Raw genomic sequence first — 25,107 nt, forward strand, 5'->3', positions numbered from 1 at the left:
CGCATCCGCCGGAGACTTCCTCGTGCAGAGTTTCGAACAGATCCGTTCCCATGTCGGCAGCCGCCACGCGCTGCGCACGAACGATCCGTACCTGATCAGCTTCGACCTGGCGCTCGCGGACGGCCGCCACCAGGGCGTCTATCTGACGGAACTGGAAGACGAGGAAGGCGCGAAGTACCTGCGCATCTCGACACCGATCGGCCCGTACGCCGGCATGGACGGCACGCGCTGCCTGCGCTTCAATTGGGAACAGCGCACCGGCTATCTCGCCCTCAGCGACCTCGAAGGCTCGCCCTACCTGCACCTGTGCGAGAACCGCCCGTACACCTTGCTCTCGCCGAGTGAGATCGACCGCGTGATCGCCGAGCTCGGCGCACTCGGTGATCGCATGGAGCAGGCGATTTCCGAAGGTGGCGATACGTTTTGAGGGCCTGGGGCTGAAGGCCGACGGCCGAGGGCTGGAGCATCGGGGCAACCGATGCCCCGGCCTCAACCGACGAAGCCGAGTGCGCGCGCGGCGCGTACGAGCAGCCAGGCGATGCCGCCGGTCACGGGCAGGGTGAGGATCCAGGCCCAGACCATGCGCTCGACGATCGTCCAGCGGATCGCGTTGGCGCGCTTGGCCACGCCGACGCCGAGGATGGCCGCGGAGATGTTGTGCGTCGTCGATACCGGGATGCCGAAGTGCGATGCGGTGAGGATCACGCTCGCCGATGCGGTCTCGGCGGCGAAGCCGTTGATCGGATGCAGCTTCACCATCTTGTGGCCGAGCGTCTTGATGATGCGCCAGCCGCCGACCGCGGTGCCCGCCGCCATCACGAGCGCGCAGAGCACCTTGATCCACAACGCGATCTCGAACTGCTTGCCCGAGTCTTCCTCGATGCGCAGGAACCTGAGCCAATCGGGCAACCCGTCGAGCGTGCCCGACGCGGTCGCCGCGGCCAGCGCGAGCGCGATGATGCCCATCGTCTTCTGCGCGTCGTTCATGCCGTGCGAGAGCCCCATCGCGCTCGCCGAAACGAGCTGCGCCTTGCCGAAAAACGCATTGGCGAAGCGCGTGCGGCCGAGCCGCTGCAGTGGCCCCTTGAGCGAGCCGAGGTATTCGATCAGCGAAAACAGCAGGCCCATGAACAGCAGTCCGAGCACGAAGCCCGCGATCGGCGACGTCACCATCGGCATGACCACCTTCGGCAACACGCCCTTCTCGCCCCACCAGTGCGCGCCGCCCTGCGCCCAGATGATCGCGCCCCAGTCGTCGTGCGCGGCGGCGAGCGCGGCGCCGCAGAGCCCGCCGACGAGCGCATGCGACGAGCTCGACGGCAGTCCCCACCACCAGGTGATGAGGTTCCAGATCACCGCGCCGAGCAGCGCGCAGATCAGCACCACCGGCGTGACCGCGACGAGGTTCGTGTCGATGAGTCCCGATGCGATCGTCTTCGCCACCGCGGTGCCGAGCAGCGCGCCGACGAGGTTGGTCGCCGCGGCGAGCAACACGGCCTGGCCGGGACTCAGCACCTTGGTCGCGACCACCGTGGCGATCGAATTGGCGGTGTCGTGGAAGCCGTTGATGTATTCGAAGGCCAGCGCGATCAGCACGACCAGCAGGACGAGGGTCAGTTCCATCGACGACGATCCTTGCTCGCCCGCGTTACGGTCAGGAGTTCTTGAGGACGATCTGGTAGACGACGTTGCCGGCGTCGCGGCAGCGGTCGATCGCCTTCTCCAGCAATTCGAACAGGTCCTTCAGCAGCAGGATGCGGATCGGCTCGTGGCGGCCGCCGTAAAGGTCGCGGTACAGCTCCAGCAGCAGGCGGTCGGCCTCGTTCTCGATCGCCTGCAGGCGGTCGTTGAGCGCGCTCATCGCCTCGAGATTCATGCCCTTGCGCAACTGCGCGACCATCTGGCGGATGACGTCGGCACCCTTCTCCAGCAGCGCGGCGCGCGTTCCGAAGTCGATGTCGCCGAGACGGTCGGCGGCGAGCGAATAGCGTTCGGCGAACTTGGAGATCGACTTGGTGATCTTGTTGAGCGCGGCCGACAGCGCCTCGATGTCTTCGCGGTCGAGCGCGGTCACGAAGGTGTTGACGAGTTCCCTGCTGATCTGCGCGGTGAGGTCCTTCTCGCGCTTGCGCGCGAGCGTGAACTCGTCGAGCGAGATCGCCGGCTGGCGCGTGGCGAGCATCTTGACGAGCGCGGCGGCGGAATCACGCGCCGCGTCCGCGCTGGCCTCGAGCAGGCCGTAGAACTTGTCGCCCTTGCCGAAAATCGTCTGCAGCGAAAACATGGGGGATGGTGGTCCTGTGGTCGTCGCGCGGGTGCCACGCGAGCGGCGCGTATGTTACAGCACGGCTTCCGGATCGTGTCAGCGAGCCCACGCGAGCGCCCGCCGGCGCGTCGTTGCTACACTCGGCGGGTGAGCATGCCGGCCGGCGCGGCCGGCGGCTCGCGGGGCGCCACGCGACGCCGTTCCGGGGCGTCGGCGACGACGCCCCGCCACCCTGGGGGCAACCGGCCCGGATGCTGATCGAATTCCTGCTCGTCGTCGTGCTCGCGCTCTGCAACGGCTTCTTCGCGCTCAGCGAAATGGCCCTCATGACCGCGCGCCACAGCCGCCTCAAGCAGCTCGCGCGCGACAGCCGCCGCGCGCAGGCGGCGCTCGACCTCGTGCAGCAGCCGGAAGGCTTCCTGGCGACCGTGCAGGTGTTCATCACCCTGCTGCAGATCAGCGCCGGTGCCGCGCTCGGCGCCGACATCGGCGACCGCATCGGCCTCGCGCTGGACGCGTTCGACCTGCCGTTGCTCGATCCGTATGCGGTCGCGATCGGCGTGTCGCTGAGCGTCGCCGGCATCACGTTCCTCAACATGCTGCTCGGTGAACTCGCGCCCAAGCGCATCGCGCTCGTCGATCCCGAGAAGTTCGCGATCTCGGTCGCGCTGCCGATGCGCGCGATGGCCTGGCTCGCCGCGCCGTTCACCTTCGTGCTGATCGGGCTGACGCGCTGGCTGCTGCGGCTGCTGCGCATGGACCGCGTCAACCGCGGCAACGTCAGCGAGGAAGAGATCCGCCTGCTCGTCGCCGAAGGCGCCGACCAGGGCGTGATCGACAGCGACGAGCGCAACATGGTCAACCGCGTGCTGCGCCTCGGCGATCGCAGCGCCGACAGCGTCATGACGCCGCGTACGCGCATCGCCTGGCTCGATGCCGACGCGCCGCTCGAGGAGAACCTCGCGACGATGCGCGAAACGCCCTATTCGCGCTATCCGGTCTGCCGCGGCGGCCTGCAGGACGTGCTCGGCGTCCTCGAAACCAAGCGCGTGATCGGCCGCCTCGCGAGCCCGCTTTCCGGCGAACTGTTCGCGGAGCTGCGCGAACCGCTGTACGTGCCGGCGACCGCGCGCGCGCTCGACCTGCTGGAGGAGTTCCGCGACGCGGAGTTGCCGATGGCGCTGGTCGTCGACGAGTACGGCGAGATCGACGGCCTCGTCACCCTCAACGACGTGCTGTCGGCCGTGCTCGGCAGGACCGCGGCCGCACCGTCGACCGGCCCGGTCGAGCATCCGATCGTACGGCGCGATGACGGCAGCTGGCTCGTCGATGGCAGCGTCGGCATCGACGACGTGCGCGAACTGCTCGGCCTGTCCGAACTGCCGGACGAGGAGGAGCACGAATACCGCACCGCGGCCGGCATGGTCATGGCCCGTTTCGGCCGCATCCCGCAGGCGGGCGAGCACTTCAGCTGGAGCGGCTTCCGCTTCGAAGTCGTCGACCTCGACGGCGCGCGCATCGACAAGCTGCTCATCTCGCGCGTCGAGGAAGCGCCGCAACCGTAGGGCCGTACGCGCGCTGCGCGAGCCGTCGGCGCGTGGGCGCGGCGGGCTCGCGCCACGCACCCGACCCGCCTACCGCTTCGCGCTCGCCCCGCACTGCCGACTACGCGGCCTGCCCGCTACGCGCCGGGCCCGCCGCCCTTCGCGCTTCGCGCGAGCCCGGCCATGCGCGTCGCGTCGGCGAGGACGCCGTGCAGCATGCGCAGCTCGCGCGCGTCCGGCGCCGCGCGCAGGAACACGCGGCGCAGGCGTTGCAGGATGCGTTCGGGCGAGCGGCCCTTGTGGAAATCGATCGCGTCGAGCGTGCGCGCGAGGTGGGCGAAGAACTGCTCCATCTCGGCCGCCGTCGCGCGCGCATCGCCGCGGGCGGGCGTCGCGTCCGCCTGCCGCTCGAGCCAGGCCATGCGCAGTTCCCACGCGACGACCTGCACGGCCTGCGCGAGGTTCAACGACGAATAGGTCGGATCGGCGGGGATCGTGATGCCCGCGTGGCAATGCTTGATTTCGTCGTTGTCGAGCCCGGAGCGCTCGTTGCCGAAGAGCAGTGCGACCCGGTGCCCGCCCAGCGCCGCATCCAGGACGCGCTGCGCCGCGGCGCGAGGATCGAGTTCTTCCAGCACGACGCCGCGTCGGCGCGCGGTCGCGCCGAGCACGAGGCGGCAATCGCCGATCGCCGCGGGCAACGCGGCATGTTGCGTGGCTGCTTCGATGACGTCCCCGGCGCCTGCCGCGAGCGCGGTCGCCTCCGCGTGCGGGAACGCTTCGGGCGCGACCAGTTCGAGCCGGTGCAGGCCCATCGTGCGGATCGCGCGTGCGGCGGAGCCGATGTTGCCCGGATGCGAGGTGCGCACGAGCACGAAACGGACGAGGTCGAGCGGTGATGTCACGAGGTCCTCGGAGTGCAGCCGGAAGGCCGCTTCCGCCCTGGCGGACCGCGGACGATCGCATAAGTGGCACCCGATCTGCTACCCTCGCGCGCCTGCGCGGCCCGACCGCGTCCGTTCTTTCCAACGCCGCACAGCGGAACCACCCATGCCCAGACCCGCCGTCAACGTGGCGGTGCGCGCCGCGCGCGCCGCCGGCCAGATCATCCTGCGCTACATGAACCGCCTGGACAGTCTCGAAGTGATCGAGAAGCAGCGGCATGACTACGTGTCGGAGGTCGACAGGCTCGCCGAAGCGGAGATCATCCGCGAACTGCGCCGCGCCTATCCGCGCGACGCGATCCTCGGCGAGGAGTCGGGACAGATCGGCAACTCGCGCAATGTGTGGGCCATCGATCCACTCGACGGCACGCACAACTACCTGCGTGGTTTTCCGCACTTCTGCGTGTCCATCGCGCTGCTCGAAGGCGGCGAACCCGTCGTCGGCGTCGTCTACGATCCGCTGCGCGACGAGTTGTTCACCGCGAGCAAGGGCGACGGCGCCTACCTCAATGACCGCCGCATCCGCGTCGGCAAGCGCGACGGCCTCGCCGGCGCCCTGCTCGTGACCGGTTTCCCTTATCGCCAGCGCCGCCATCTCGATGCGCAACTGGGCATGACGCGCGTGCTGCTCGCCGAGGCCGAAGACATCCGCCGCACCGGCTCGGCCGCGCTCGATCTCGCCTACGTCGCCGCCGGGCGCATGGACGGCTATTTCGAGATCGGCCTCTACACCTGGGACATGGCCGCGGGCTGCCTGCTCGTGCGCGAGGCCGGCGGCCGCTACTGCGACTTCACCGGTCGCGACGGCATCCCGGAGACCGGCAACCTCGTCGCCGGCAACGTCCACGTCGCGAACGCGATGGTCAAGGCGATCGCCCCCGAAGTCACGCCCGTGCTCGCCCGCTGAAACCGCACAAGAAAAAGCCCGGCTCGCGCCGGGCTTCTTCTTGTTGCGTGTGGCAGAACCGATCTTACGGGTTCTCGACCTTCAGCTCGGTGCGGCGGTTGCGCGCACGGCCTTCCTTCGTCGAGTTGGTGTCGATCGGCTGGCTCTCGCCGAAGCCCTTGACCGCAGTGATGCGGCTGGCATCGATGCCATGCGAAGTCAGGTAGTCCGCGACGATCTGCGCGCGGCGCTCCGACAGGCCCTGGTTGTACTCGTCGGTACCGATCGAGTCGGTGTGGCCGTCGAGTTCGACCTTGATCTCCGGATAGCGGTTCAGCGCGTCGATCGCCTGGTCGAGGATCGCGATGGAATCGGCCGTCGGGACCGCGAGGGTCGGCTCGATGTTGTGCTCACCCTTCTTCGGACGGTCGAACTTGAAGTTCACGCCGCGCAGGTCGATGACGACCTTCTGCGGGCAGCCGTCCGGACCGACGATCGTGCCGGCCGGCGTGTCCGCGCAACGGTCGTCACAATTGTTGACGCCGTCATGGTCATCGTCGAGCGAATGGCAGTCCGGCGGCGGCGGGGTCGTGACCGCCGGCTCGGCGGCCGGCGGAGCGGCGTGGCCGAAGCTGTAGACGAGGCCGACGCTGGCGATGCCGTCGACGTAGCCGGTCTTGTGCGAGATGTTGTAGCCGAGCGAGTCGGACAGGTTGCCGCGCGTGTTGTTGTCGCGGTCCCAACGCGCCGCGAGTTCGCCGCGGATCGCGACGTTCTCCGACAGGTTGTACTGGATGCCGCCGCCGACCGTGGCCATCGGATCCCAGCCGTGCGCGTCATAGCCCTTGCCCTCGAGCAGGTAGCCCGAGTACGCAGCGTGGCGCAGCGCGCCGATGCCGGCCATCACGTACGGACGCCACTGCGCGCCCTCGTCACCGAAGAACCAGCGGCCGCTGACGCCGAGGCCCACGCTTTCCCACTCGTGGTGGGCGCGCCAGGCGTCGTTCTCGAATTCGGCGTTGTTCATCGTGTATTCGAAGTCGAGCGCGAAGTGCGGGTTGACCCACACGCCGACGCCGATGCCGCCCCACACGGAAGTGTCGGTCATGCGATCGCTGTCGGAGAAGTTCGCGCCGATGCGCGGGGCGATGTACCAGTTGCCGAAATCCTGCGCGTGCACGGCAGCACTGCCGCCGACGAGCGCCAGGGCGATGAGCGCACTAAGGGCATTACGTTTCATTCTGGAGGACTCCTCTCTCGTTTTGGTATCAACGCGTGCCCGCCCAATGTCCGCAGGACGCTCACACTCCTTCCCCTAGTCTACGCCAAATCCATGACGGGGAAACGAGCGCTTAACACTTTAGCATGGGCGCCGGGCTGCGGCCGCAGTGTAGCCACATCATTGGATGGCGCCAACGCTATTGTGAAGATGCCGTTAAGGCTTCGCTCAGTTGACGCAAAATGCACTGCGTACGGGAGCTTCCGCGCACGCGCATTCAGGAATCCCGCAGGCCCGCTGCGGCGATCATGAATGGCTCGGCGGGGACGCGCACGGCACCTTCCATGAGCACGCGCGCACTGCGGCTCATGATGGCCCTCGTCACCGTCCACTTGCCCTCGACCTCGCGCGCCTGCGCTCCGACGCGCAGCGTGCCGGAGGGGTGGCCGAAGCGCACCGCCTCGCGCTCGCCGCCCCCCGCGGCGCGGTTGACGAGCGTACCGCGCACCGCCGCCGCGGTGGCGAGCGCGACCGCCGCCGTGCCCATCATCGCGTGATGCAGCTTGCCCATCGAGATCGCCCGCGCGAGCAGGTCGATGTCGGCCGCGCGCACGGGCTTGCCGCTCGAGGCGACGTAGTCGGCCGGAGGAGCGACGAAGGCGACCTTGGGCGTGAGCGGCCGGCCCGCGGCCTTGACCACGTCGTCGATCAGGCCCATGCGCACGGCGCCGGCCGCCCGGATCGCCTCGAGCCTGGCGAGCAGCGCGGGGTTCTCGTTGATCGCCGGCTGCAGCTCCGTCCCGTCGCAGCCGAGCGCGGCCGCCTCGACGAACACCATCGGCACGCCTGCGTTGATGAGGGTCGCCTCGACCGTGCCGAAGCCGGGCACTTCGAGCGTTTCGGCGACGTGGCCGGTCGGGAACATCGCGCCGCCGTCCTCGCCCTCGTCGGCCGGATCGAGGAACTCCAGCTGGATCTCGGCGGCGGGGAACGCGACGCCGTCGAGCTCGAAGTCGCCGGTTTCCTGCACCTGCCCGTCGCGCATCGGCACGTGGGCGATGATGGTCTTGCCGATGTTCGCCTGCCAGATGCGCACCGTGCAGGTGCCCTCGCGCGGCACGCGCGACGGGTCGACGAGGCCGTTGGCGATCGCGAACGGCCCTACCGCCGAGGACAGGTTGCCGCAGTTGCCGCTCCAGTCGATGAAGTCGCCCTCGATCGGCACCTGTCCGTAGAGGTAGTCGACGTCGTGGTCCGGCACGGATGCCTTGGAGATGATGACGACCTTGCTCGTGCTCGAGGTCGCGCCGCCCATGCCGTCGGTGTGCTTGCCGTAGGGATCGGGCGAGCCGATCACGCGCACCAGCAGCGCGTCGCGCGCCGGCCCGCGCGCCTGCGCGAAGTCGGGAAGGTCCTGCAGGCGGAAGAACACGCCCTTGGACGTGCCACCGCGCATGTAGGTCGCGGGGATGCGGAGTTGCGGAAGGCTGGACATCGATCGGGGATCCCGTGTCGCTGGCCGGCGCGAGGCGCCGGCATGGATGGCAGGCGCCGGCTCAGGCGGCGCGTGTCGATTCGAGGAAATCCTGCGCGAAGCGCTGCAGTACGCCGCCCGCTTCGTAGATCGCGACCTCTTCGCCCGTGTCGAGGCGACAGGTCACCGGCACCTCGACGCGCTCGCCGTTGCGGCGATGGACCACCAGCGTCATCGTCGCGCGCGGCGTGCGCGCGCCGACGACGTCGTAGGTCTCGGTGCCGTCGAGGGCGAGCGTCTTGCGGTTGGTGCCGGGCTCGAACTCGAGCGGCAGCACGCCCATGCCGATCAGGTTGGTGCGGTGGATGCGCTCGAAGCCCTCGGCGACGATCGCCTCGACACCGGCGAGGCGCACGCCCTTGGCGGCCCAGTCGCGCGAGCTGCCCTGGCCGTAGTCGGCGCCAGCGATGATGATGAGCGGCTGGCCGCGGTCCATGTAGGTCTCGATCGCTTCCCACATGCGCATGACCTTGCCATCCGGTTCGACGCGCGCAAGCGAACCCTGCTTCACCTGGCCGTCGACGACCGCCATTTCGTTGACGAGCTTGGGATTGGCGAACGTCGCGCGCTGCGCGGTCAGGTGGTCGCCGCGGTGGGTCGCGTAGGAATTGAAGTCCTCCTCCGGCAAGCCCATCCTCGCGAGGTATTCACCCGCCGCGCTGTCGGGAAGGATCGCGTTGGACGGCGACAGGTGGTCGGTCGTGATGTTGTCGCCGAGCAGCGCGAGCGGGCGCAGGCCGCGCAGCGTGCGCTCGCCGGCGAGCGCGCCTTCCCAGTACGGCGGACGGCGGATGTAGGTGCTCTGCGGGCGCCAGTCGTACAGCGGGCTCACCGCGCCGCCGTGTTCGACCGCGATCCTGAACATCGGCTCGTAGACGCGGCGGAACTGCTCCGGTTTCACATGCTCGCGAACGATCGCGTCGATCTCGGCGTCGTCGGGCCAGATGTCGGCGAGGCGCACGGGCTTGCCGTCCGCGTCGTGGCCGAGCACGTCCTTCTCGATGTCGAAGCGGATCGTGCCGGCGATCGCATACGCGATCACCAGCGGCGGCGAGGCGAGGAACGCCTGCTTCGCGTAGGGATGGATGCGGCCGTCGAAGTTGCGGTTGCCCGACAGCACCGCGGTCGCGTAGAGGTCGCGCTCGACGATCTCCTGCTGTATCTTCGGGTCGAGCGCGCCGCTCATGCCGTTGCAGGTCGTGCAGGCGAACGCGACGATGCCGAAGCCGAGTTTCTCGAGCTCGGGCAGCAGCCCCGCTTCCTCGAGGTACGACTGCACCGCCTTCGAGCCCGGCGCGAGCGAGGTCTTCACCCACGGCTTGCGCACCAGGCCCTTCGCGTTCGCATTGCGCGCGAGCAGCGCCGCTGCGATCACGTTGCGCGGATTGGACGTGTTCGTGCAGCTCGTGATCGCGGCGATGATGACCGCGCCGTCCGGCAGCAGTCCTTGCGCCTCCTGCGCGCGCGCGCCCTCGAGCCCGGCGGCGATGCCGCGCTCGGCCAGCGCCGACGTCGGCAGGCGCCGGTGCGGGTTGGATGGGCCGGCCATGTTGCGCACGACGCCGGAGAGATCGAAGTGGAGCGTGCGCTCGTAGCGCGCGGTCGCGAGCGCATCGGCCCACAGGCCCGCGGTCTTCGCATAGGTTTCGACGAGGCGCACCTGCTCGTCGCTGCGACCGGTCAGGCGCAGGTAATCGAGCGTCTGTTCGTCGATGAAGAACATCGCCGCCGTCGCGCCGTATTCGGGCGCCATGTTGGAGATCGTCGCGCGATCGCCGACGGTGAGCGCCGCGGCGCCTTCGCCACGGAATTCGAGGTAGGCGCCGACGACCTTTTCCTTGCGCAGGAATTCGGTCAGCGCGAGCACGACGTCGGTCGCGGTGATGCCTGGCTGCGGTTTCCCGGCCAGCTCGACGCCGACGATGTCGGGCAGGCGCATCCACGAGGCGCGACCGAGCATGACGTTTTCGGCCTCGAGCCCGCCGACGCCGACCGCGATCACGCCGAGCGCGTCCACGTGCGGCGTGTGGCTGTCGGTGCCGACGCAGGTGTCGGGATAGGCGACGCCGTCCTCGACGCCGATCACCGGCGACATCTTCTCCAGGTTGATCTGGTGCATGATGCCGTTGCCGGGCGGGATCACGTCGACGTTGCGGAACGCCTTCTTCGTCCAGTCGATGAAGTGGAAGCGGTCCTCGTTGCGACGATCCTCTATCGCACGGTTCTTGGCGAACGCGCCGGGGTCGTAGCCGCCGCATTCGACGGCGAGCGAGTGGTCGACGATGAGTTGCACCGGCACGACCGGATTCACCTTGGCCGGGTCGCCACCCTGCCCGGCGATCGCGTCGCGCAGGCCGGCGAGGTCGACGAGCGCGGTCTGGCCAAGGATGTCGTGGCAGACGACGCGCGCGGGGAACCACGGGAAATCGAGGTCGCGGCGGCGGCCGATGAGCTGGCCGAGGTAAGCGTCGAGCTTGTCCGGCTCGGCGCGGCGGACGAGGTTCTCGGCGTGCACGCGTGAGGTGTACGGCAAGGTGGCCCAGGCGCCGGGTTCGATCGCGTCGACGGCGGCGCGCGCATCGAAGTAGTCGAGCGAAGTGCCCGGCAGCGGCTTGCGGAATCGGCTGTTCATGGCGACGGATCTGCAGGTGACGGTCGGCGGGAAGCACGGGGCGGACATGGATGGTCGCGGCGGGCCGGTGAGCGACGACGACGCGATCCGGCGATGCGATCCACGAGCGTTCCGAGCCCGCTATTGTGCCAGATGGCCGCGCGGAACCGCTGCGCCCCGCGATGCATACATGCGGGCGGCGTAGCGACGCATCAACGCTCGTGGGCACCGATGTCGATTGCGTTGCCGGCGACGCGCGGACCGCCCGCGTAGTCGAGCAGGCCGGCCAGACCATCACCCGGATCGATGCCGGCGTCGATTGCAGGCGACCCCGCGTCGACGCGCAGGTCCGGCGCGAGGAGGTCGAGGAACAACGGATCGGCGAACGGCGAATGCGCATCCTGCGACGAACCGGTGCGCCACGCCGCGAGGCTGTCGTAGTCGGTGCCGCGCCAGGTCCAGCTCGCACCCGCCGCGCCCGCATCGGACCAGTAGAGGTTGTGGTCGAACACGGCGGGCAAGGCGGTGTCGCCGGTGTAGGCGTAGACGAGCACGCCGGCAGGCCCCGCGTACAACACGTTGTCGACGACGAGGTTGTCGCTAGCGTGGTACTGGATCTGCAGCTCGCCCGAGCCCGTGCCCCGCACGTCGTTGCGCACCAGGGTATTGCCGATCACCGAGCAGTGTTCGGTACCGCCGACCCCGGCGGCGTAGCCGCCGAGCGAGATGCCGCTCGAGTTGCCCGAATGGATGATGTTCGACCGCGCCACGACATGGCTCGTCGTGCGCCCGGCGTGCTCGCTCGCGAGCTCGATGCCGAGGTCGACGCGGTATACGAGGTTGCGCTCGATCGTGACGCGCGTGCCGCCGTCGACGTAGATGCCGTCGGCGGCGTACTCGTTGCCGTAGGCCGGGTTGCCGTACGAGCTGATGTCGTGGACGACGTTGCCGGCGATCGTGCCGTCGCGCGCCTGGTCGAAGGCGGGATCCGGCGCGACGCCCTCGAAGCCGATCGCGCCGATGCCGATGTTGTTGGCGTGGTGCACGTGGTTGCCGCTGATCGTCCATTGCTCGACGTTGCCGTCGAGCGAGAACGATTCGCTGCAGCCGAGCACGAGATGGTCGATCTCGTTGCCGGCGATCACGAGATGGTTGATCGACGCGGGCGCGCGCGTGCCGTCGACCTTCAGGCCGAACGCATTCGCTGCGCAACCGCTCGCCGTCGTACGGATGTCGTGGATGTGGTTGCCGAGCACGCGGATGTCGCTGCCCGCGCCGGTCACGTACAGGCCGATCGGCACCTTCGAGGACGACGCGGTCGCATAGTTGCGCAGCTCGAGGCCGGCCACGACGACATGGCTCGCGTCGACGAGCGTGACGAGGCCGTACTGGCCGCCGGGGATCGGCAATCCCGCGCCGTCGACGACCGCGGCCTCGCCGGGCACCGCCTGCAGCACGATCGGCCCGGCCACTTCCGAACCCGAACGCGCGATCGTCACGAGCTCGTTGTAGATGCCTGCATGCACGCATATCGCGTCGCCCGCCGCGACCATGTCCACGGCGTGCTGGATCGTCGCCCATGGCGACGAGGCGCTGCCGTCGGCGCCGTCATCGCCCACTGGTGCGACGTGGTAGGCGTGCAACGGCGGGCGCTCGAAACCGGAGCCGAACACGGTGTCGCCCGTGCGCGGGCACTGTGCGGATACGAGCGATGCCACGCAGTACAGCGCGAGCCCGGGGATCATGCGCATCGCGCACTGCCTCGATCGGAAAACCCCGCGCACTATGCCAGCGCATCGCGGCCGCAGGCGCGCGCTCGATCACATCGCGCGCGAGCCGGCTGGCAGCACGCCTCGTCAGTCGCGCCGCCGCGGCGATCGCGGCGGCGCGACGCCTCGTTCCCACGGTGGCTCGGCCAATTGCTCGCAGAGGAAATCGATGAACGCGCGCACGCGCAGGGGCACGAGCCGACGTTGCGGCATCACGGCATGGATGCCCGATTCGGCGAGCGTGCAGGCCGGCAACACCTGGCGCAGGCGACCGCTGCGCAGGTCCTCGCAAACGTGCCAGGTCGAATGCAGGGCGATGCCGAGGCCGCCGACCGCGGCGTCGCGCAGCGCCTCGCCGAAATTGCATTCGAAGCGCCCGCCGACGCGCACCGCGACGTCGCGACCGTCCGGATCGCGCATGCGCCATACGTCCTGGCGGCCCTGGCTGCCGACGAGCACGAGGCATTCGTGCCGTTCGAGGTCCTCGGGCACCTGCGGCGCCCCATGCCTGTCCAGGTAGGCGGGCGAGGCGCACAGCACGCGGCGGTTCGTCGCGATCCTGCGCGCGACGAGGTTGGAATCCTCGAGTGCACCGATGCGCACGGCGAGATCGTAGCCCGAGCTCACGAGGTCCTTCATGAGGTCGCTGAGGTCGAGGTTGATGCGCACGTTCGGATAGCGCGCGAGGAACGTGGGCAGCAGCGGCGACAGGTACTGGCGGCCGAACGAGGCCGACGCGGTCAGGCGCAGCGTGCCGGAAGCCTCGCCGCCGCCGCGACGCAGTTCGCCGGTGAGCGCCTCGAGGTCGTCGACGAGCGCACGCCCACGCTCGGCGAGCGCGGTGCCTTCGGCGGTCGGATGCAGGCGCCGCGTGGTCCGGTGCAGCAGGCGCACGCCCAATTGCTGTTCGAGCCGCTTGAGGCGCTGGCTTGCCAGCGCGACCGACAGGTCCAGGCTGCGCGCGGCCGCGCTGATCGAGCCGAGGTCGAGCACGCGCAGGAACAGGGCGATGTCGTCGAGGCGATCCATTCTCAATACTTTGGAGAAAGTCCTTGTCCATATCAAAGGTTTTTCACCGGCCTGCGTGGACCTAAGCTGCCGGCCTCCGCATTCCAACGAGCCAGCCGATGTCCCTGCCTGCACCATCCCCTGCCCGCCCACGCCTGCCGCTCGCGCTGTATGCGCTCGCCGCGGGCGCATTCGGCATCGGCACGACCGAGTTCGTGATCATGGGCCTGCTGCAGCAGGTCGCGGCCGACCTGCGCGTGACGATCGCGAGCGCCGGCCTGCTCATCTCCGGCTACGCGCTCGGCGTGTTCCTCGGTGCGCCGCTGCTCACCGTCGCGACCGCGCGCATGCCGCGCAAGCAGGTCCTGCTCGCGCTCATGCTCGTGTTCACGCTCGGCAACCTCGCCTGCGCGCTCGCGCCGAATTACGCGTTGTTGATGGCCGCGCGCATCCTCACCTCGCTCGCCCATGGCACGTTCTTCGGCGTCGGCGCGGTCGTCGCGACCGGCCTCGTCGCCGCGGAGCGCCGTGCTTCGGCGATCTCGGTGATGTTCACGGGGCTCACCGTCGCGACCCTGCTCGGCGTGCCCGCGGGTGCGTGGCTCGGCGTGCAATTCGGCTGGCGTGCGACGTTCTGGGCGGTGACCGCGATCGGCGTCGCCGCGACTGCGATCGTGTTCGCGCTGGTGCCGCGCGAGCCGTCGGCGCAGGCGCTCGACGTGCGGCGCGAATTCGCTGCCGTGCGCAGTGCGCCGGTGCTGCTCGCGCTGCTCACGACCACGCTCGGTTTCGCCGGCGTGTTCACCGTCTACACCTACGTGCAGCCGGCGCTGATCGATGTCGCGGGTTTTTCCGCAGCCGCCGTCTCGCCGATCCTGCTGCTGTTCGGCGTCGGCATGATCGCCGGCAACATGCTCGGCGGGCGTTTCGCCGACCGCTCGTTGCGCGGCGCGCTCATCGGCACGCTCGGCGTGCTCGCCCTGGTCGAGCTCGGCTTCGGCCTGGCGATCCACTCGCCGGCCTCCGCGGCGTTCGGCGTCGGCCTGCTCGGCGTCGCCGCGTTCGCGATCGTCGCGCCGCTGCAGGCGTCGGTGCTGCATGCCGCGCGCGGCGGCGAATCGCTCGCCTCGAGCCTCAACATCGGCGCATTCAACCTCGGCAACGCGTTCGGCGCCTGGCTCGGCGGCGTCGTCATCGACCAGGGTGCGGGCTTCGCGGCGCTCGGCCCGAGCGCCGCGCTCGTCACGCTCGCCGGCCTCGGCGTCGCTGCGCTCGCCGTTGCGCGCGGACGGCGCGCGACCCTGGCCACGCCGCCGCACGCACACGCGGCGCCGTGCAGCGCACACTGATTCCGCACCCCTTTCGGAGATTCGCAATGGAATACCGTCATCTCGGCCGCTCCGGCTTCAAGGTCCCCGTGCTCAGCTTCGGCACTGGCACGTTCGGCGGCGAAGGCAAGCTGTTCGGCGCCTGGGGCAATACCGATGTCACCGGCGCGAAGCGCCTCGTCGACATCTGCCTCGACGCCGGCCTCACGCTGTTCGACAGCGCCGACGTCTACTCCAGCGGCGCATCGGAATCGATCCTCGGCGCCGCGATCAAGGGCCGGCGCGACAAGGTGCTGATCTCGACCAAGGCGACGTTCCGCAGCGGCGACGGCCCGAACGACGTCGGCTCCTCGCGTTTCCACCTCATCCGCGCGATCGACGCCGCGCTGCAGCGCCTTGGCAGCGACTACATCGACCTGTTCCAGCTGCACGGCTTCGACGCGAAGACGCCGATCGAGGAAACCGTATCGACACTCGACGACCTCGTGCGCGCGGGCAAGATCCGCTACCTCGGCGTGTCCAACTTCTCCGGCTGGCACCTCATGAAGTCGCTCGCCATCGCCGATCGCCACGGCTGGTCGCGCTACGTCGCCAACCAGACCTACTACTCGCTGATCGGCCGCGACTACGAGTGGGAACTCATGCCGCTCGGCCTCGACCAGGGCGTCGGCGCGATCGTGTGGAGCCCGCTCGGCTGGGGCCGTCTCACCGGCAGGATCCGCCGCGGGCAGCCGTTGCCGGCGAACAGCCGCCTCCATGGCAGCGCGGAGTTCGGACCGCCGGTCGACGACGAGCAGCTCTACCGCGTCGTCGACGCGCTCGACGGCATCGCCGCGGAAACGGGCAAGACGATCCCGCAGATCGCGATCAACTGGCTGCTGCAGCGGCCGACCGTGTCGAGCGTGATCATCGGCGCACGCGACGAGGAGCAGCTGAAGCAGAACCTCGGCGCGGTCGGCTGGAACCTCACGCCGGAGCAGGTCGCGCGGCTCGACGAAGCGAGCCACAGAACCACTGCGTATCCGTACTACCCGTACTGGCACCAGGCCGGCTTCGCCGAACGCAACCCGCCGCCGGTCTGAGCTGCCTCAGCGCGCGCGCCGCGCGCCGCGCACCCTCGGCGCCGGCTTGCCTGCGGTGACGATCGCGTGAGCGCGCAGGCGCGGATCCTCGCGCAGGCGCTCGTGGAGGAAATCGGCGAGCGCCTTGATGCGCGCGACGTGGCGCAGGTCCGGATGGGTCAGCAGCCACAGCGGTGACGCGAACGGCGGCTCGACCGCGAACAGCTGCACGAGCGACGCGTCGGCCTGATCGGCGGGTAGCAAGGCGATGCCGAGGCCGGCGCCGGCGAGTGCAGCCATCGTGTTGAGGTCGCCCGCGCGCGTGACGAAGCGTTCGTACGGATGCCGCGCATGCAGCCACGCGAACACCGGCAGGCGCGCGAAGCGCGCATCGGCGCCGATCAGCGCATGCGCGGCGAGCTCATCGGTCGTGCGTGGGCGCCCGTGTCTGGCGAGGTAGTCGCGGCTGGCGCAGGCCAGCCACGGCAGGTCGACCACCTTGCGCCCGACGAGATAGTCGGGCGGCTGCGTCGTCGCGCGCAGCGCGAGGTCGGCCTCGCGGCGCGCGAGATCGAAGTCGCTGTCGGCCGCGGCGATCTCGACGCGGATGTCCGGATGCAGCGCGCGGAACGCAGGCAGGTAGCGCGCGATGTAGTTGCTCGCGAGATTGGGCGCGGTCGTGATGCGCACGTCGCCGGACAGGCGGAAGTCGCTGCCGGCGACTGCGCGCTCGAGCGCGTGGATCGACCGCTCGACCGCTTCCGCATGCGCGCGGATCGTCTCGCCTTCGGCGGTGAGCACGTAACCCTCGGGCAGGCGCTCGAACAGGCGCACGCCGAGCGCGTCCTCGAACGCAGCGAGGCGACGGAACACCGTCGAGTGGTTCACCGACAGGCTGCGCGCGGCCGCGGCGAGGTTGCCGCCGCGCGCGATCGCGAGCAGGTGGCGCAGATCATTCCAGTCGAACATGGCAGCGTGATCCCGGCTACCCGGAGCATCGCATCAATGTTTGCATGATTGCAAATCAGGATTGCCTTATTCACTGATTTACGTGCAACACGGCAATCACTAGCTTGTGCGCACCGCCGGCAGCGCCGGCATTCACAGGAAGCTTCACGATGCATTCCCCCGCTCTCGGCGCCGCCCTGCTGCGCCTCGCCCTCGGCGTGCTGTTCCTGGCCCACGCCCTGCTCAAGCTCGCCGTGTTCACGCTGCCCGGCACCGTCATCTGGTTCGAGCAGCACGGCCTGCCCGGCCCGCTCGTCTACCCGGTCTTCGCAGCCGAACTGCTCGGCGGCCTCGCGCTGCTGGCCGGCACATGCGTGCGGCCGGTCGCCGTCGTGCTCGGCCTCATCGCGCTCGGCGCGATCCTGCCTCACGCGGCCAATGGCTGGGAGTTCGCCAACGAAGGCGGCGGCTGGGAATACCCGCTGTTCATCGCGATCGTCTCGTTCGCGCAGGCGCTGCTCGGCCCGGGCGCGTTCGCCGCGTCGCGCCGCCCCGCAATGGCCGCGACCTGATCCGCAGCCGCCTTCATTCCACGTCCAACGAGGAGTCATCCATGCGTCTCTACTACGGTCCCGGCCTGTGCTCGCAGGCCCCGCACATCGCGCTGCGCGAAGCCGGACTCGCGTTCGAGCTCGTGAAGGTCGATCTCGCAGCCCAGCGCACCGAGGACGATCGCGACTTCCACGCGATCAGCCCGGCCGGCTACGTGCCTGCGCTCGAGATCGAACCCGGCGTCGTTCTCACCGAAGGGCCGGCGATCCTGCAGTACATCGCCGACCATGCGCCCGCGAGCGGCCTCGCGCCCGCGCACGGCAGCTTCGAACGCTACCGGCTGCAGTCGTGGCTCAACTTCGTCACGAGCGAGCTGCACAAGGGCTATTCGCCGCTGTTCAAGCCGGACACGCCGGCCGAGTACAAGCAGCAGGCGCTCGCCCTGCTCGCGCAACGCCTCGCGATCGTCGAGCGGGCACTCGCCGCGACGCCGTTCCTCACCGGCAAGGAGTTCACGATCGCCGACGCGTACCTGTTCGTCGTGAGCGGCTGGTCGGGTTTCGTCGGCCTCGACCTCGCGCCGTTCCCCAACCTCGTCGCATTCCGCGCGCGCGTCGCGGCGCGGCCGATGGTCAAGGCCGCGCTCGCCGCGGAGGGCCTCGCGCGCTGACGTCCCCGGCGCGCCGCAACCTCCTGCGGCGCGCATTCTTCACGAATCCTTGAGAATGATTCGGCGCGTGCCGCCTTTTTCACGGCGGCGCGCGCGCCTATCGTGGGTTCACCTCGAAGCCCTGGAGACACGCGCATGAAAGCCGTTGCCCTCACCCGCTACCTGCCGATCGACGACCCCCAGTCACTCGTCGATGTCGAGCTGCCACGCCCCGAGCCGCATGGACGCGACATCCTCGTGCGCGTCGAAGCGGTATCGGTCAACCCGGTCGACACCAAGCTGCGCGCGCCCAGGCCACAGGTCGAAGCGGAGCCGAAGGTGCTCGGCTACGACGCCGCGGGCGTGGTCGAAGCGATCGGCGATGCGGTGACGCAGGTGCGCGTCGGCGATGCGGTGTACTACGCGGGCGACGTCACGCGCGCGGGCAGCAATGCACAGTTCCAGCTCGTCGACGAGCGCATCGTCGCGCGCAAGCCGGCGACGCTCGACTTCGCCGCGGCCGCGGCCCTGCCGCTCACCGCGATCACCGCATGGGAACTGCTGTTCCAGCGCATGCCGTTCGATGCCGACGACGGCGGTGCCGGCAAGTCGCTGCTCGTCATCGGTGGCGCGGGTGGCGTCGGTTCGATCGCGATCCAGCTCGCGCGGCGCGCGGGTTTCATCGTCATCGCGACCGCATCGCGACCGGAAACGATCGCCTGGTGCCAGCGCCTTGGCGCGCACCATGTCATCGACCACCGCCAGCCGCTCACGCCGCAGCTCGCCGCGCTCGGCTTCGAAGCGATCGACGCCGCGGTCAACCTCGCCGACACCGACCGCTATTGGGACGAACTCGGCGCGCTGCTCGCGCCGCAAGGCCACGTCGGCCTCATCGTCGAACCCCGCGGCGCACTGAAGATCGGCGATCCCTACAAGGCCAAGTGCATCGGCATCCACTGGGAAATGATGTTCGCGAGGCCACGCTTCCATACCGCCGACATGGCCGAGCAGGGACGCATCCTGGAACGCGTCGCCGCGCTCGTCGACGCGGGTGAACTGGTCGGCACGCTCGGCGACACGCTCTCGCCGATCAATGCAGCGAACCTGCGCGAAGCGCACCGCCGCCTCGAATCCGGCACGACGATCGGCAAGCTGGTCCTTTCCGGCTGGTGACGCGATGCGGCTCGCGCGCGGGCGTGTCGTCGCCGACAATCGAGCGATGCCGATCACGCTCGACCAGATGCTCGCGCTCGGCGCGTTCGACGGTGATTCCGTCGCCGCGCTGCGCACCCTGCACGCGCATTTCGCCACCGCGCTGCCGCGCTGTTCGCTGGCGCTGCTGCAGGTGGCGGGCTACCCGGCGGGCCGGTGCCGCATCGCCGGTCTCGTCGATGACGCCGGGGTCGAGCGGATCGCGAATGTCGATCCGCTCGGCCAGCACGACCGCACGCCCCCATTCGACGATGCGCTCGCGGCGACGCTGCTCGCGCGACGCGAGCCGCGCATCGTCCGTGTCGATGCTGCGCTCGCCGGCACGCCGCTCGCCCGGGCGCTCGGCGCACCGGCGGCCGTGCTCGGCGTGCCCGTCGCGAACGCAGGCGTGGTGCGCCATTGGCTCGCGTTCGGCAGCACCGACGCAACCCGTTTCGATGCCCTCGATCTCGCCGCCTGGCTCGCCGATGTCAACCTCGCCGCGAACCTCATCGTGCGTCCGCTCGCGACGCGCGCGCTGCGCGACGAGACGGTGCGCCAGCGCAGGGCGATCGAGGGCATCGCCGACGTGCAGCGCCTGCTGCTGCCGGACGATCCGGTGATCCGCGGCCTCGAATACGCGGCGCACTGGCAACCGGCCGAGACCGCCGCCGGCGACTACTACGACCTCATGCCGCTCACGCAGTACGCGCCGGCCGATTTCGTCGATCCGGGCGCCGACATCTGGGCGCTCATGCTCGCCGACGTCTCCGGCCACGGCGCCGCCGCGGCGATGGAAGCGGTGCAGTTCGACGCGATCCTGCGCACCTACGACGGCGACGAGGACGCCGGGCCCGCCGGCGCGCTCACCTACGCCAACCGCCATTTCTTTTCGCGGCGCAGCCGTGGCCATTTCCTCACCGCGTTCGCGCTGCTCTACCGCCCGGACCTGCGCCGCGCGACCTTCGTCGATGCCGGCCACCCGCCACTGCTGCAACGACGCGGCGACCGCATCCTGCGCCACGGCGCCGGCACGCAGATCCCGCTCGGCGTACTGCGCGAGCATGCCTGGCAGAACGAGAGCTTCGAGGTCGAGTCCGGCGACATCCTCGTGCTCTACACCGACGGCGTGGTCGAGGCGCGCGACGCGAGCGGCGAGCCGTTCGGCGAGCAACGCCTCGCCGAACTCGTCCGCACCGGGCCGCGGCAAGCCGATGCCCTGCTCGCGCTTCTGCGCGAGCGGCTCGTCGCCCATCAGGGCAGCGACGCGGGCAGCGACGACCAGACCCTGGTCGTGCTGCGCATCGCGCACTGAGCGCGGCCGCCCGGGCCGCGGGCGCCCGGCGCTTGTCGGCGGCGCGTATTCCGGGCATCTTCATACGATCGTTTGAATCCGCCAGGCCGCCCGTGCGCTACCCGTCGCTGTTCGCCCCGCTCGATCTCGGTTTCACGACCCTGCCGAACCGCGTGCTCATGGGTTCGATGCACACCGGCCTCGAGGATCGCGCGCGCGACTTCGACAAGCTCGCCGCGTACTTCGCCGAACGCGCGCGCGGTGGCGTGGGCCTCATGGTCACCGGCGGTTTCGCGCCGAGCATGGCCGGCTGGCTCACGCCGTTCGCGAGCCGCCTGTCGATGCCCTGGCAGGTCGCGCCGCACCGGCGCATCACGCGCGCGGTGCACGCCGAAGGCGGGCGCATCTGCCTGCAGATCCTCCACGCGGGCCGCTACGCCTACCACCCGCTGTCGGTCGCGCCATCGAAGGTGAAGTCGCCGATCACGCCGTTCACGCCGCGCGCGCTGTCGGCACGCGGGGTCGAGCGCACGATCGACGACTTCGTCGCTTGCGCGCGCAAGGCGCAGGATGCCGGCTACGACGGCGTCGAAGTCATGGGTTCGGAGGGTTATCTCATCAACCAGTTCCTCGCCGAGCGCACGAACCGGCGCGAGGACGAATGGGGCGGCAGCGTCGAGAATCGCCAGCGTTTCCCGGTCGAAATCATACGGCGCATGCGCGCGGCGGTCGGGCGCGACTTCATCATCATCTATCGCCTGTCGATGCTGGACCTCGTGGAGCGCGGCCAGGCCTGGGACGAAATCGTCGCGCTCGCGAAGAAGATCGAAGCGGCCGGTGCGACGCTCATCAACACCGGCATCGGCTGGCACGAGGCGCGCGTGCCGACGATCGTGACGAGCGTGCCGCGCGCGGGCTTCGCCTGGGTTACGCGGCGCATGAAGGCGGAAGTGAGGATCCCGCTGGTCACCACCAACCGCATCAACATGCCCGAGGTCGCCGAGCGCATCCTCGCCGCGGGCGATGCCGACATGGTGTCGATGGCGCGCCCGCTGCTCGCCGATCCCGAGTGGGTGCGCAAGGCGCGCGAGGATCGCGTCGCCGACATCAATACCTGCATCGCCTGCAACCAGGCCTGCCTCGACCATGTGTTCGAGAACCGGCGCGCGAGCTGCCTGGTCAATCCGCGCGCGTGCCATGAGACCGAACTCGTGATCGCGCCTGCGACCGTGAAGAAGCGCATCGCCGTCGTCGGCGCCGGACCGGCCGGCCTCGCCTGCGCGACCACGCTCGCCGAGCGCGGCCATGCGGTCACGCTGTTCGAGCAGGCCGGCGAAATCGGCGGCCAGTTCAACATGGCCAAGCGGATCCCGGGCAAGGAGGAATTCCACGAGACGCTTCGCTACTACGCGCGTCGCATCGAGCGCGATGGCATCGAGCTGCGCCTCGGCACGCGCGCGACGCCGGAGCAGCTGCAGGGTTACGACGAGGTCGTGCTGGCGACCGGCGTGACGCCGCGCGCGATCACGATTCCGGGCAGCGAGCGGCCCAACGTCGTCAGCTACGTCGACGTGCTGCTGCACGGCGCGTCGGTCGGTGCCCGCGTCGCGATCATCGGCGCGGGCGGCATCGGCTTCGACGTCGCCGAATTCCTCGTCGAACCATCGCCGTCGCCGACTACCGACGTGGCGCGCTGGACGCGCGAATGGGGCGTCGACATGACGCTTGGCGCGCGCGCGGGCCTCGCCAAACCCGCACCGGAAGCGCCTGCGCGCGAGGTCTGGCTGCTGCAGCGCTCGCCGGGGAAGCCCGGCAAGCGCCTCAACAAGACCACCGGCTGGGTGCACCGGGCGACGCTCGCGGCGAAGCGCGTGACGATGCTCGGCGGCGTTTCCTACGAACGCATCGACGACGAGGGATTGCACATCCGCGCCGGTGACGAGGCGCGCGTGCTCGCGGTCGACACCGTGGTCGTCTGCGCGGGCCAGGAACCGAATCGCGCGCTGCACGCGGCGTTCGGCGGCGACGCTGCGCGCGTTCACCTCATCGGTGGCGCCGACGTCGCGGCCGAACTCGATGCGAAGCGCGCGATCGAACAGGGCACGCGCCTCGCCGCACGCCTGTGAGCGCGGCCGCTCGCCGGCGATCGGTGCAGGCGCGAATCCAGCGCGCGCGCGTATGGCAGAATGATGCAGGCACACCGTCGAGGACGACCGTGCACGCACGCCCCCTGCCGATCCGCATCCTTGCGCTCGCCCTGTGCGCTGGCGCCACCGCGTTCGCCCACGCGCGCGAGCCTGCCGCGCCGGCAGCGTATTTCCACATCGAACCGGTGCGACCGGTCGCCGAGCTGTTGCCGATCGCGCTTGCGGCGAAGCCACCGGTCGAGCGTGGCGAATTCCGCGCCCCCGACCTCGTCGAGCTGGCCGGGCTCGACCCGCGCATCCATCTCGACATCCGCTACGCGAGCTCGCGCAACTTCCTCGGCACGCCGCTGTACAGCGAGGCGCGGGCGTTCCTGCAACGCCCCGCGGCCGAGGCGCTCGTGCGCGTGGGCGATGCGCTCGCGCGCGACGGCTACGGCCTGCTCGTGCACGACGCGTACCGGCCGTGGTACGTGACGCGCCTGTTCTGGGACGCGACGCCGGCCGACAAGCACGACTTCGTCGCCGATCCGGACAAGGGCTCGCGCCACAATCGCGGCTGCGCGGTCGACCTCACCCTGTACGACCTGGCGAGCGGCGAAGCGGTCGAAATGCCGAGCCTCTACGACGAGATGACCGAGCGCGCCTACCCGGGCTACGCCGGCGGAACCGCCACGCAACGCGCACGCCGCGACCTGCTGCGCCGGCGCATGGAAGCGGAAGGGTTCAGCGTGTATGCAACCGAATGGTGGCATTTCGACTATCGCGGCTGGCGCGCCTACGCGATCCAGAACGTCCGTTTCGAGGACATCACGCCCAGGCCCTGACCACGCCGGCAAGCGCCGGTTCGCTGCCCGTCGGCAGCGGGCGGCGGCACGCACCGTTTTTCACCCATGGAGACCCGCATGAAACTCTACTACTCGCCCGGCGCGTGCTCGCTCGCCGACCACATCGTGCTGGAATGGATCGGCAAGCCGTACGAGACGCAGCGCGTGAGCCGCGAGGAGCGCGCGAGTGCCGACTACAAGCAGCGCATCAACCCGGCCGGCGCCGTGCCCGTACTCGAAGAGGACGGCTGGTTGCTGACGCAGAACGCGGCGATCCTCAACTACCTGGCCGACCGCTTCCCGGAAGCGAATCTCGGCGGCGACGGCACGCCGAAGGGCCGCGCCGAGGTGAACCGCTGGCTCGCATTCGTCAATTCCGACGTGCATCCGGCATTCAAGCCGCTGTTCGGCGCGACCGCGTATCTCGAAGATCCGGCGACGATCGAGAGGACCAAGGACGCGGCGCGCAAGAGCCTGCGCGTGTTGTTCGAACGCGCAGACGCGCAGCTCGCCGGGCGCGAATGGATCGCCGGCGAACGCTCGATCGCCGATCCGTACCTGTTCGTGACCCTGCGCTGGGCGAAGGGCCAGGACATCGACCTCGGCGGGCTCGACAACCTCGCGAAGTTCGTCGCGCGCATGGAGGCGGACGCGGCGGTGCGGAAGGTGCTGGCGGAAGAAGCCGCCTGATGGTTCGTGGCCGTGCCGGCGCTCCTGCCTTGCGGGCGGGCATTTTTCGAGCGCCCGGCGGGACCCGGGTGGATGCGCTCGCATCGATGGGCAGAGGCGTGCTCGCTGCGTCCAGCCCTACGACGCCCCCTACGCGATGGCGGAGCGGACGATGCGTTCCCATTCCTGCGCGAATTCGGCGCTGCGCGCCTTCGCGATCGCGGCGGTGACGTCAGGCAGCAGGGCGAGCAATTCGTCCGCGCTGCCGCAGCGCTCGATGCGCAGCTGGGTCATGAAGCCGCGCAGGCCGAGGTGCTCCCTCACCGCCTCCGACATCAGGCCGCTCAGCGTGATGTAGCGCTGTGCGGCCGGCGAAGGCACCGTCGACGCCGGCTCGGGAGCCGCGGCGGCCGAACCGAGCGGCGCGATCAGGCCGAGCGTCGCGAGCTGGTCGATCGCGTCGGCGGGCGCGCGCAGGGTTTCGCCGATGCGCCGCAGCTGCACGATGTCGCGCTGACCGTCGACGAGCAGCAACAACGAGCGCACGGGTGATGCGAGCTTGTGCTGGCGCGTGCCGATTTCGGCACGGCCGGCTTCGGTCTTGGCGTAGACGATGGCTGCCTGCATGCGCCCCCCGGCGCGGCTGCTCTCGATTCCAGTATC

General features: G+C 69.8%; 22 protein-coding genes. 12 read left to right on the forward strand and 10 right to left on the reverse strand.

All coding sequences use genetic code 11. The features are described from left to right. Positions 1-22 precede the first annotated feature (22 nt). Positions 23-427, forward strand: coding sequence for a hypothetical protein (locus tag EV148_RS05670; RefSeq protein WP_131994798.1), 405 nt, complete (start codon positions 23-25; stop codon positions 425-427). Positions 428-489: 62 nt separating this feature from the next. On the opposite strand, the gene EV148_RS05675 is transcribed toward EV148_RS05670, so the two are convergent. Together EV148_RS05675 and EV148_RS05680 are read right to left on the reverse strand one after the other, a co-directional pair. Then, positions 490-1,623: an inorganic phosphate transporter gene (locus tag EV148_RS05675; RefSeq protein WP_182517919.1), complete on the reverse strand. Its 1,134-nt coding sequence runs from the start codon at positions 1,621-1,623 to the stop codon at positions 490-492. A 31-nt stretch (positions 1,624-1,654) separates the two neighbouring features. Then, positions 1,655-2,284, reverse strand: a complete 630-nt coding sequence (locus EV148_RS05680; RefSeq protein WP_131994801.1) for a DUF47 domain-containing protein — start codon at positions 2,282-2,284, stop codon at positions 1,655-1,657. 233 nt (positions 2,285-2,517) lie between these two features. On the opposite strand from EV148_RS05680, the gene EV148_RS05685 reads away from it, so the two are divergent. After that, a complete protein-coding gene (locus tag EV148_RS05685) occupies positions 2,518-3,831 on the forward strand; it encodes a hemolysin family protein (RefSeq protein WP_131994804.1) in 1,314 nt (437 codons plus the stop codon). Between the two features lie 116 nt (positions 3,832-3,947). Here the strand turns inward: EV148_RS05685 and EV148_RS05690 are convergent, their stop codons facing one another. Beyond that, the gene (locus EV148_RS05690) at positions 3,948-4,715 is read right to left on the reverse strand and encodes an RNA methyltransferase (RefSeq protein ID WP_131994807.1); all 768 of its coding nucleotides are present in this window, start codon (positions 4,713-4,715) and stop codon (positions 3,948-3,950) included. 145 nt (positions 4,716-4,860) lie between these two features. Here EV148_RS05690 and EV148_RS05695 point away from each other — a divergent pair, with 145 nt between their 5' ends. Then, the gene (locus tag EV148_RS05695; protein WP_131994810.1) at positions 4,861-5,661 is read left to right on the forward strand and encodes an inositol monophosphatase family protein; all 801 of its coding nucleotides are present in this window, start codon (positions 4,861-4,863) and stop codon (positions 5,659-5,661) included. 64 nt (positions 5,662-5,725) lie between these two features. Here the strand turns inward: EV148_RS05695 and EV148_RS05700 are convergent, their stop codons facing one another. The 5 genes from EV148_RS05700 to EV148_RS05720 all read right to left on the reverse strand — a co-directional run bounded on the left by EV148_RS05700 (position 5,726) and on the right by EV148_RS05720 (position 13,802). Beyond that, on the reverse strand, positions 5,726-6,880 hold the full coding sequence (locus EV148_RS05700) for an OmpA family protein (protein WP_131994813.1): 1,155 nt from the start codon (positions 6,878-6,880) through the stop codon (positions 5,726-5,728). A 256-nt stretch (positions 6,881-7,136) separates the two neighbouring features. After that, positions 7,137-8,354, reverse strand: a complete 1,218-nt coding sequence (gene prpF / locus EV148_RS05705) for a 2-methylaconitate cis-trans isomerase PrpF (RefSeq protein WP_131994816.1) — start codon at positions 8,352-8,354, stop codon at positions 7,137-7,139. 61 nt (positions 8,355-8,415) lie between these two features. Next, positions 8,416-11,025 (reverse strand): Fe/S-dependent 2-methylisocitrate dehydratase AcnD, encoded by a 2,610-nt coding sequence (gene acnD / locus EV148_RS05710; RefSeq protein ID WP_131994819.1) that lies wholly within the window; start codon positions 11,023-11,025, stop codon positions 8,416-8,418. Positions 11,026-11,216: 191 nt separating this feature from the next. After that, on the reverse strand, positions 11,217-12,755 hold the full coding sequence (locus EV148_RS05715) for a right-handed parallel beta-helix repeat-containing protein (RefSeq protein ID WP_131994822.1): 1,539 nt from the start codon (positions 12,753-12,755) through the stop codon (positions 11,217-11,219). 105 nt (positions 12,756-12,860) lie between these two features. Further along, entirely contained in the window at positions 12,861-13,802 is a 942-nt protein-coding gene (locus EV148_RS05720; RefSeq protein WP_131994825.1) for a LysR family transcriptional regulator, read from the reverse strand. Positions 13,803-13,900: 98 nt separating this feature from the next. Here EV148_RS05720 and EV148_RS05725 point away from each other — a divergent pair, with 98 nt between their 5' ends. Next, positions 13,901-15,130, forward strand: coding sequence for an MFS transporter (locus EV148_RS05725; protein ID WP_131994828.1), 1,230 nt, complete (start codon positions 13,901-13,903; stop codon positions 15,128-15,130). Between the two features lie 26 nt (positions 15,131-15,156). Next, positions 15,157-16,191 (forward strand): aldo/keto reductase, encoded by a 1,035-nt coding sequence (locus EV148_RS05730; protein WP_131994831.1) that lies wholly within the window; start codon positions 15,157-15,159, stop codon positions 16,189-16,191. 6 nt (positions 16,192-16,197) lie between these two features. Here EV148_RS05730 and EV148_RS05735 read toward each other — a convergent pair whose 3' ends face one another. Beyond that, a complete protein-coding gene (locus EV148_RS05735) occupies positions 16,198-17,139 on the reverse strand; it encodes a LysR family transcriptional regulator (protein ID WP_131994834.1) in 942 nt (313 codons plus the stop codon). Between the two features lie 149 nt (positions 17,140-17,288). Between EV148_RS05735 and EV148_RS05740 the strand changes: the two genes are divergently transcribed. From EV148_RS05740 to EV148_RS05770, 7 genes are all read left to right on the forward strand, one after another. Further along, positions 17,289-17,690: a DoxX family membrane protein gene (locus EV148_RS05740; protein ID WP_131994837.1), complete on the forward strand. Its 402-nt coding sequence runs from the start codon at positions 17,289-17,291 to the stop codon at positions 17,688-17,690. 41 nt (positions 17,691-17,731) lie between these two features. Beyond that, a complete protein-coding gene (gstA, locus tag EV148_RS05745) occupies positions 17,732-18,340 on the forward strand; it encodes a glutathione transferase GstA (RefSeq protein WP_131994840.1) in 609 nt (202 codons plus the stop codon). Positions 18,341-18,475: 135 nt separating this feature from the next. Continuing rightward, positions 18,476-19,492, forward strand: coding sequence for a zinc-binding alcohol dehydrogenase family protein (locus EV148_RS05750; RefSeq protein WP_131994843.1), 1,017 nt, complete (start codon positions 18,476-18,478; stop codon positions 19,490-19,492). A gap of 46 nt (positions 19,493-19,538) precedes the next feature. Next, positions 19,539-20,825 carry a PP2C family protein-serine/threonine phosphatase gene (locus EV148_RS05755; RefSeq protein WP_158287342.1) on the forward strand — a complete coding sequence of 429 codons (1,287 nt, stop codon included), beginning with the start codon at positions 19,539-19,541 and terminating at the stop codon, positions 20,823-20,825. Between the two features lie 92 nt (positions 20,826-20,917). Further along, complete coding sequence (locus tag EV148_RS05760; protein WP_131994849.1) at positions 20,918-22,930, forward strand: NADPH-dependent 2,4-dienoyl-CoA reductase; 2,013 nt, start codon at positions 20,918-20,920, stop codon at positions 22,928-22,930. A gap of 89 nt (positions 22,931-23,019) precedes the next feature. Further along, positions 23,020-23,775: a M15 family metallopeptidase gene (locus EV148_RS05765; protein WP_241987994.1), complete on the forward strand. Its 756-nt coding sequence runs from the start codon at positions 23,020-23,022 to the stop codon at positions 23,773-23,775. 78 nt (positions 23,776-23,853) lie between these two features. Further along, a complete protein-coding gene (locus EV148_RS05770) occupies positions 23,854-24,465 on the forward strand; it encodes a glutathione S-transferase family protein (protein WP_131994855.1) in 612 nt (203 codons plus the stop codon). Between the two features lie 129 nt (positions 24,466-24,594). Here EV148_RS05770 and EV148_RS05775 read toward each other — a convergent pair whose 3' ends face one another. After that, entirely contained in the window at positions 24,595-25,071 is a 477-nt protein-coding gene (locus EV148_RS05775; protein ID WP_131994858.1) for a hypothetical protein, read from the reverse strand. Positions 25,072-25,107 lie beyond the last annotated feature (36 nt).

The sequence above is a fragment of the Dokdonella fugitiva genome (genome assembly GCF_004342425.1).
Lineage (GTDB): Bacteria > Pseudomonadota > Gammaproteobacteria > Xanthomonadales > Rhodanobacteraceae > Dokdonella_A > Dokdonella_A fugitiva.